Raw genomic sequence first — 9,410 nt, forward strand, 5'->3', positions numbered from 1 at the left:
CCACATCACCTCCCTCAACGGCAGCTCCAGCACGCCGTCGAAAGCGGCACAGACCTCGTCCAGGGCCGCCCGGAAGGCGGGGAAGGCGTCGGCCAGGCCGCGGCCCATGCCGGGGCGCTGGGAGCCCTGTCCGGAGAAGAGGAACGCCGCGGCCGCCGGAGCGGTACCGCTGCCGGTCGCCAGGTTCGGCGCGTCCGCACCGTCCGCCAGGGCGTGCAGTGCCGCGTCGAGCTCGTCGCGGGTGCGGCCGATAGCCACCGCGCGATGCGGCAGCGTGGCGCGGGTGGTGAGGAGGGAGTGGGCGACGTCCTGCGGTAGCTGGGTGGTCGTGACCAGCCTCCGGGCCTGATCGCGCAGCGCCCCCGGGGTACGGGCCGACAGCACCCACGGCACCGCCGCGTCACCAGCCGGTGCGGCAGCGGGGCCGGGGGGCGCGGGCGAGGCGGGTTCGGGTGCCTGCTCCAGGATCACATGCGCGTTGGTGCCGCTGATGCCGAACGACGACACCCCGGCCCGGCGTACCCGCCCCGCCTCCGGCCAGGCGCACGCCTCGGCCACCACGTCCACCGCGCCCGACGACCAGTCGACCTCCCGGGTCACCTCGTCGACGTGCAGCGTCGCGGGCACCAGGCCGTGGCGCATGGCGAGCACCATCTTGATGACGCCCGCCACGCCGGCGGCGGCCTGGGTGTGGCCGATGTTGGACTTCACCGAGCCCAGCAGCAGCGGCGCTGCACGGTCCTGTCCGTAAGTGGCCAGCAAGGCGCGGGCTTCAATGGGGTCACCGAGCCGGGTGCCGGTGCCGTGCCCCTCCACCACATCGACGTCCGGGGCGGACAGACCGGCCGCGGCCAGCGCGGCACGGATCACCCGCTGCTGCGCCGATCCGTTGGGCGCGGTCAGGCCGTTGGAGGCGCCGTCCTGGTTGACCGCGGTCCCCCGGACGACGGCGAGCGGCCGCCGGCCGTTGCGCAACGCGTCGGACCGCCGCTCCAGGAGCAGTACGCCCACGCCCTCGCCCCACGCCGTACCGTCGGCGCCCGCCGCGAACGGCTTGCACCGGCCGTCCGGCGCGAGGCCGCGCTGCCGGCTGAAGTCCACGAACGGCTCCGGCGTGGCCATCACGCTCACTCCGCCCGCCAGCGCCAGCGAGCATTCGCCCCGGCGCAGCGACTGAACGGCCAGGTCGATGGCGACCAGTGACGACGAGCACGCCGTGTCGATGGTCAGCGCCGGCCCCTCCAGACCGAAGGCGTAGGACACCCGGCCGGAGACGACGCTGCCGGAGTTGCCAGTGCCCAGGTAGCCCTCCACGTCTTCGGGGACGCGGTGCAGGCGGGCTGCGTAGTGACCGCCGTTGGTGCCCGCGAAGACACCCGTGCGGGAGCCGCGCACCGAGGATGGGTCGATGCCAGCACGTTCGAAGACCTCCCAGGAGGTTTCCAGCAGCAGGCGCTGCTGCGGGTCCATCGCCAGCGCCTCACGCGGCGAGATGCCGAAGAAGTCCGCGTCGAACCCCGCGACGTCGTCGAGGAACCCCCCCACCCGTACGTAGCTGGAGCCCGGCCGTTCGCCGGTCTCGTCGTAGAGTCCCGCCACGTCCCAGCCTCGGTCCGTAGGGAAGGGCACCAGGCCGTCGCGGCCCTCGGTGACCATCGCCCAGAGGTCCTCGGGTGAGGTGACGCCGCCCGGGAGGCGGCAGGCCATGCCCACCACCACGATAGGGTCGTCGTCGGGCCCCGCGGTGGGCACGGGGACCTCGTCAGGGGTCTGCTCCGGCGTCAGTTCGGCGGAGAGCATGCAGGTCAGCGCGTCGGCGGTGGGGTGGTCGAAGACGATGGTGCTCGGCAGGGCGAGGCCGGTGGCCGAGCCGAGCCGGTTGCGCAGCTCTACGGAGGTCAGCGAGTCGAAGCCGAGGTCACGCAGGGGCCGGTGCGGCTCGACCGCCGCCGGATCGGGCAGCCCCAGTACGCGAGCGATCTGGCTGCGCACCAGGTCTCCCAGCCGGGACGGCTCCGCGGGCAGCGGCCCTGTCGCCGGTTCTGTGGTCACCGCGGGCGTGGTCAGCTCGGCGAGGAGCGTGCCGGCCCGGGCTGCGGTGCCGCTCGCAGCGAAGGCGTCCCAGTCGGCGTCGACCACGAGGGTGGACGGCTCGGCGGAGGCCCAGCAGCGGGCCAGCGCGGCGAGCGCGGTGTCCTCGTCCATCGGCAGCACGCCGGTCCTGGCCATCCGGGCCGCGACGGCGTCCGTGGCCGCCATACCCCTGCCCGCCCACGGCCCCCAGGCGACGGCCGTAGCCGGCAGTCCGGCGGCGCGCCGCCACTCGGCGAGCGCGTCGAGGCAGGCGTTGGCCGCCGCGTAGTTGGCCTGTCCGGCGCCGCCGACGGCGCCCGCGAACGACGAGAACAGCACGAAGGCGGAGAGCGGCTGGTCCAGTGTCTGCTCGTGCAGGACGGCGGCCGCCCGCAGCTTGGGCCGGAGCACGGTGGCGAACCGCTCGGGCGTGAGGGTGGTGAGCACCCCGTCGTCGAGGACGCCCGCTGTGTGCACGACCGAGGTCAGCGGGCGGTCTTCGGGCAGGGCGTCGAGCACAGCCCGCAGCTGCGAGGCATCGGCCACGTCGCAGGCGGCGACGGTGACTTCGGCCCCGTCGGCCTCCAGGGCGGCGACCAGGTCCGCGCTGCCTGGTGCGTCGGCGCCCCGGCGGCTGACCAGCAGCAGGTGCCGGGCGCCGCGCCGGGCCAGCCAACGGGCCACCTGGGCACCGAGCGCACCGGTGCCCCCGGTGATCAGTACGGTCCCGGCTCCCGGATCGGGTTCGGCGGCAGTGAGTTCGGTGGTGGGTTCGGCGGCGACCAGTCGGCGGGCGAACAGGCCCGCCGTACGCACCGCGATCTGGTCCTCGTCCCTCGCCGCGGCCAGCAGCCCGGCCAGCAGCCGCGCCGCCCGGGGGTCGGGGGTGGCGGGCAGGTCGGCCAAACCGCCCCAGTTCTCAGGGTGTTCGAGGGCGGCGACCCGGCCCAGGCCCCATACCGCGGCCTGCACCGGATGGACGACGGCATCCGTGTCCGCGGTCGATACCGCAGCGGTGGTCACGCACCACAGACGGGCGGCCGTCCCGGTCTCGTCCAGCAGGCGGACGAGAGCGGCGGTGCCCAGGAGTCCGGACGGCGTATCCGGGTCGCCGAGGCCGGTGTCGCCAAGCGCCAGCAGCGACAGAACGCCGCGGACGGGCCCCGCGGCGAGGGCCTCGCGCACCTCGTCGACGCGGTCCCCGACGGCCGTCACCGCTGCCACCTCGGCGCCGTGTGCGGCGAGGGCGTCGGCCAGCTCCGCGGCGGTCCGGTCGGCGCCGGTGGCCGGGGTGACGAGCAGCCACCGGCCGTCGAGCCGGCCGTCGGCCGGGGCCGGCAACGGGTGCCAGGCCACACGGTAGCGCAGCGCATCGGCCGGTTCCCGCCCGTCCTCGGTCTCCTCGACCGGCCACCAGTAGCGCTCCGGCTGGAAGGCGTAGGTGGGCAGGTCGATCAGCCGGGCCCGGTCGGCGTCCGCGGCGGCGAGCGGATCCCAGCCGACGCCGCGCACATGCAGCCGGGCGACGGCGGCGAGGGCGCTCTCCGGCTCCGGCGCCTGCGACCGCAGCGCCGGGACAGCCACAGCATCGCCCTCCACCAGCGGGGCGAGAACACCGCTGGGGCCCACCTCCAGGTGGTGCCGGACCCCGAGGCCGTCGAGCGTGGCCAGAGCGTCGGCGAACCGGACGGGCTCGCGGACCTGGCGCAGCCAGTACGCCGCGTCGAAGACCTGCTCGGGCTGCCCGGTGACCGACGAGACGACCGGCAACACCGGCTGGTGGAACGTCAGCTCCGACAGCACCTCGGCGAACTCCGGGAGGATCGCGTCGACGTGGCCCGAGTGGAAGGCACGGTCGACGCGCAGCCTGCGGTGCCGGACCCCGCGCTCTGCCAGGTGCGCGACCACCCGCTGGACGGGCTCCTCGTCGCCGGACAGGACAACGGCCGCGGGGCCGTTCACCGCCGCGATCCAGACTCCGGGCCCGAGCAGCGGGACGACCTCCTCCTCGGAGGCCCGTACGGAGACCATCGCGCCGACGGGCAGCCGCTGCATGAGGCGGCCACGAGCCACCACCAGGGCCGCGGCATCGGACAACGACAGCACGTCCGCGACATGCGCCGCGGCGATCTCGCCGATGGAATGGCCGGCCAACTGGTCGGCGGCCACCCCCCAGGACCGCAGCAGCCGGTGGAGGGCCACCTCGAAGGCGAATAGGCCGGGCTGGGTGAATTCGGTACTGTCCAGCAGCGCCTCGTCCTCGCCCCACACGATGTCGCGCAGGGACCGTCCCACGTGATCGTCCACGGCCGCGCAGACCTCGTCGAACGCGGTACGGAAAACGGGGAAGGCGTCGGCCAGTTCGCGGCCCATTCCGGACCGCTGCGCGCCCTGCCCGGAGAACAGGAACGCGGTCCGGCCGGGCACCGTCCCGTCGCCGGCGACCAGGTTCGGTGCCGCCTGACCGCGTGCCAGAGCGCGCAGCGCGGCGCCCGTCTCGTCCCGGTCGCGGCCGGTGACCACGGCGCGGTACGGCATCGCCGAGCGGGTGGCGACGAGGGAACGGGCCACCTCGGCAACCGATCCGGGCGCCGCCGCCAGCCGGCCCGCCTGCGCCCGCAGCGCCGCCTCGGACCGGGCCGAGAGCACCCAGGGGGTGAGCCGGGGCGCGGGTTCGACGGTGTCGTCCTCGGGGAGGGCGGGGGCCTGTTCGAGGATGAGGTGGGCGTTGGTACCGCTGATGCCGAAGGACGAGACGCCGGCCCGGCGGGGCCGGTCGGTCTCGGGCCAGGGGCGGGTCCGTGCGGCCAGTTCGATGCTGCCGGCAGTCCAGTCGACGTGCGGTGTGGGGGCGTCGATGTGCAGCGTGCCGGGCACAGTGGCGTGCTGCATGGCAAGGACCATCTTCATGACGCCGGCGACACCGGCGGCGGCCTGGGTGTGGCCGATGTTGGACTTCACCGAGCCCAGCAGCAGCGGCCGCTCCGGGTCGCGTCCCACGCCGTAGGTGGCCAGCAGGGCCTGAGCCTCGATCGGGTCGCCCAAGCGCGTTCCGGTGCCGTGAGCTTCGACCACGTCGACGTCGGTGGGCGCCAGGCCCGCGGCGTCCAGCGCGGCGCGGACGACCCGCTGCTGCGCCGGGCCGTTGGGCGCGGTCAGGCCGTTGGAGGCGCCGTCCTGGTTGACCGCCGAGCCTCGCAGCACGGCGAGGATCCGCCGGCCGTTGCGCCGGGCGTCCGACAGCCGCTCCAGGAGCAGCACACCCACGCCTTCGCCCCACGCCGTCCCGTCGGCGCCGGCGGCGAACGGCTTGCACCGGGCGTCGGCCGCGAGACCGCCCTGCCGACTGAACTCTAGGAAGGCGCCGGGGGTGGACATCACCGTCACACCGCCCGCGAACGCCAGGCCGCATTCGCCGCGGCGCAGCGATTCCGCGGCCAGGTGGATCGCCACCAGCGACGACGAGCACGCCGTGTCGACGGTCAGCGCCGGCCCCTCCAGACCGAGGGTGTAGGCGACCCGGCCGGAGAGCACGCTGCCGGAGCTGCCGGTGATCAGGTACCCGCCGCCCGCCTTCTCCCGGGTGCCGGTGAGGTTGATGTAGTCCTGGCCGTTGCTGCCCGCGTACACACCGGTCGCGGTGGCGCGCAGCGCGTCCGGGGCGATGCGGGCCCGCTCGGCGGCTTCCCAGGCCGCGTGCAGGAACAGCCGCTGCTGGGGGTCCATGGCGACGGCTTCCCGGGGGCTGATGCCGAAGAAGGCGGCGTCGAACTCCCCGGCGTCGTGCAGGAATCCGCCCTCTCGACTCAGCAGGGTGTCCGGTCGATCCGGGTCGCGCAGCGCACCGACCCGCCAGCCGCGGTCCGCGGGGAAGGGGGACATCGCGTCGACCCCGTCGGCCAGCATGTCCCAGAACGCCTCGGGCGAGTCGGACCCACCGGGGAACCGGCAGGCCATCCCGATCACAGCGATGGGCTCATCGGCCGCGGCGGCGGCTCGCACCGGCGCGGCCTGGGGGGCGGCGCCGAGCACCCGCTCACGCAGGAACCGGGCCAGCGCCCCGGGCGTCGGATGGTCGAAGACCACGGTGGTCGGCAGTTCGACTCCGCTCGCCGCGGCCAGGGCGTTGCGCAGCTGCACCGCACTGAGCGAGTCGACGCCGAAGTCCTTGAACGCGCGCTCGGCGTCGATCGCTTCGGCCGAGGCGTGGCCCAGCACCGCCGCGGTGTGCGTACGGACCAGTTCCTCGGCGGCCGCCGTCTGTTCGGCCTCCCCCAGGCCGGCCAGCGGGGCCGCCCACCCGTCGGTAGCGCCCTGCGGCACCGCGGTGCCCGCGGCGGTCCGCCGGGACACGGCGGTGCGGACAAGTCCGCGCAGCAGCGGTGGCGCGTCGGCGGCGGGCTCCCACTTCATGGGAACGACGACCGGCGAGCCGACGTCCAGTGCGCCGTCGAACAGCGCCAGCGCCTCCTCGGTCTCCAGGGGCGCCGCGCCGCCCGCGGCGAGACGGCGCAGATCCCCATCGGTGAGATGGCCGGTGAGACCGCTTCGGGCGGACCACAGTCCCCAGGGCAGGGACACGGCCGGCTTGCCCTCTTCGGTGCGACGGCGGGCGAGCGTGTCGAGGAAGGCGTTGGCCGCCGCGTAGTTCCCCTGCCCGGCGGTGCCGAGCACACCCGCCACGGAGGAGAACAGCACGAAGGCCGACAGCTCGGCGTCCTCGGTCAGGGTGTGCAGGTTCAGTGCTCCGTCGGCCTTCGCCGCCAGGACGCGGTCGAGCCGCTCCGGCGTCAGCTCGGTCACCACACCGTCGTCCAGCGCACCTGCGGCGTGCACCACCGCGGTGAGGGGGTGTTCGGCGGGGATGCCGGCGAGCACCTCGGCAAGCCGCTCACGGTCCGCGACATCGCAGGCAGCCACGGTCACCGAGGCGCCCTGTGCGCGCAGTTCGTCGGCGAGCGCGGTCGCTCCTGGTGCCTCGCCGCCCTGTCGGCTGAGCAGCAGCAGGTGGCGGACGCCGTGCGTGGTGACCAGATGCCGCGCGAGCAGCCCGCCCAGAACGCCGGACGCACCGGTGATCAGCACCGTTCCCGGCGCCCATTCGACGGCCGCACCGGGCGCCGCGCGCACCAGCTCGGGCCGCCGCACCACACCGTCCTCGATGGCGAGTTGCGGCTCCTGCGACTCCACGGCGGCCGTCAGCGCCTCGGTGCCCGCCCCGTCGAGATCGATCAGCATGAACCGTTCCGGATGTTCGGTCTGTGCGCTGCGTACCAGACCCCACACCGCGCCCGACACGGGCTCAGTCGGCGCCGTCACGGCGCCCTCCGTCACCACGACCAGCCGGGCGGCCGAGAACCGGTCGTCCGCCAGCCACTGCTGCACGAGCGCCAGCACCCGGTTCAGCGCGGCCCGGGTCGAGGACTCCGTCCGCGGGACGTGGGCCAGGCAGACCTCCGGCACGTCCGGGCCGACGGCCACTGCGTCGAGATCCGCGAACCGCTCCGCCTCGGGCAGAAGTTCCGCCGGAAACGTTCCCACCGTGGCCCAGCGCCGCGGACCGGCGGCGACCGGCGTCGCCACCGGGCGCCAGTCCATGGTGAACAGCCAGCGGCGGGCCGGAACGCCCTGGATGGTCCGCACCGTGCCGAAGCGGACGGACTCCGCGTCGAGCACCGGCCGGTTGGCGGCATCGACGGCGTCCCATGCGAAGGTGCGGGGGCCCGCGGGGGCCCAGCGCACCCGGAGCGTCGACGCACCGGTGGCGTGGATCCGCAGCCCGGTCCACTCGACGGCTTCGAGACCGTCGCCGAACCGCGCGGTCGCCGCGGCGAGCAGATCGGGGTGGAGGACGTAGCCGTCGGCAGCCGAGGCGCCCTCGGGCAGCCCGACCTCGGCCCGGGGACGGTCGTCCGCCGGGAGGCTGGGGGCGGCATCGTCGCTCAACGTCCCGCGGGCGCACAGCGTCCAGGCGTCGCCGTCGTCGGAGGCGTGCGCCGTCAGCGCGCGCCGACCCGCCTCGTCTGCCGTCTCGACGACCACCTGCACCCGTACCTCGCCCGCGCCGGGCAGCGCCTCGACCAGCAGATGGTCGATCGTGGCGCAGCCGACCGCGTCCGCGGCCGTGACGGCGAGGTCCACCACCGCCGCGGCCGACAGCACCGTCGCGCGACCGGTCAACACGGTGGTGTCCGACTGCGCGACGTCGAGCGCCGACCCGAGGACAGGGTGGGCGAGAGCACGCAGGCCGAGGCTCTCCGGATCACCGCTGTCCTGAGAAGGAGTAGGCCAGTGGTGTTGGTGTTGGAAGGGGTAGGTGGGGAGGGGGGTGTGGTGGTGGGTGGTGGGGATGTGGGGGGTGAGGTTGGTGGGGGTTCCGGTGGTGTGGGTGTGGGCGAGGGCGTGGAGGAGTTGGGTGTGTTGGGGTTTGTTGCGTATGAGGGTGGGGGTGGTGGTGGCGCAGGAGAGGGTGTCTTGGAGGGGGGTTGTCAGGACGGGATGGGGGCTGGTTTCGATGTAGTGGGTGTGGTGGTCGGTGGCGAGGGTGGTGAGGGTGGGGTGGAAGAGGACGGGGTTGCGGAGGTTGTTGTACCAGTAGGTGGGGTTGAGGGTGGTGGTGTCGGGAATGTGGTGGCCGGTGACGGTGGAGTAGAAGGGGATGGTTGCTTGTTGGGGGGTGAGGTGGATGTCGAGGAGGGTGGTTTTGAGGGTTTCGACGTGGTGGGTGTGGGAGGCGTAGTCGACGGGGATGGCGCGGGCGTGGATGCCGTGGGCGGTGCAGTGTTGGAGGAGGGTGTGGAGGGCTGTGGTGTCGCCGGCGACGACGGTGGTGGTGGGTGAGTTGTGGGCGGCGATGGTGACGCCGTGGGGCAGGAGGGGGGTGAGGTGGTCGGGGGGGAGGGTGATGGAGGCCATGGTGCCGTGGCCGGAGAGTTGGGGGAGGGCGGCGGCGCGTTGGGCGATGAGGCGGGCGGCGTCGTTGAGGGTGAGGGCGCCGGCGATGTGGGCGGCGGCGATTTCGCCTTGGGAGTGGCCGATGACGGCGTCGGGGTGGACGTCGTGGGCCTGCCAGGTACGGGCGAGGGCCACCATCATGGTGAAGAGGGTGGGTTGGACGATGTCGACGCGGTCGAGGGAGGGTGCGTTTGCGGTTCGGCGCAGGACGTCGGTGACGGACCAGCCGGTGTGGGGTGCCAGGGCGTCGTCGCAGTCGGCGACGGTTTGGGCGAAGGTGGGGACGGTGTCGAGGAGTTCCCCGCCCATGCCGGGCCATTGGGAGCCCTGGCCGGGGAAGACGAACACCGTCCCACCGCGCTCGGCACCCGCCTGACCCGTGA

At 74.2% G+C, this 9,410-nt stretch carries 1 protein-coding gene; it reads right to left on the reverse strand.

The window, feature by feature from the left end; genetic code table 11:
- Positions 1-9,410: SDR family NAD(P)-dependent oxidoreductase (locus ACTWQE_RS32730; RefSeq protein WP_443332723.1), on the reverse strand; the 9,410-nt coding region annotated here is incomplete at both ends.

It is taken from the genome of Streptomyces sp. 8N706, from assembly GCF_052245415.1.
In the GTDB taxonomy this organism is placed as follows: domain Bacteria; phylum Actinomycetota; class Actinomycetes; order Streptomycetales; family Streptomycetaceae; genus Streptomyces.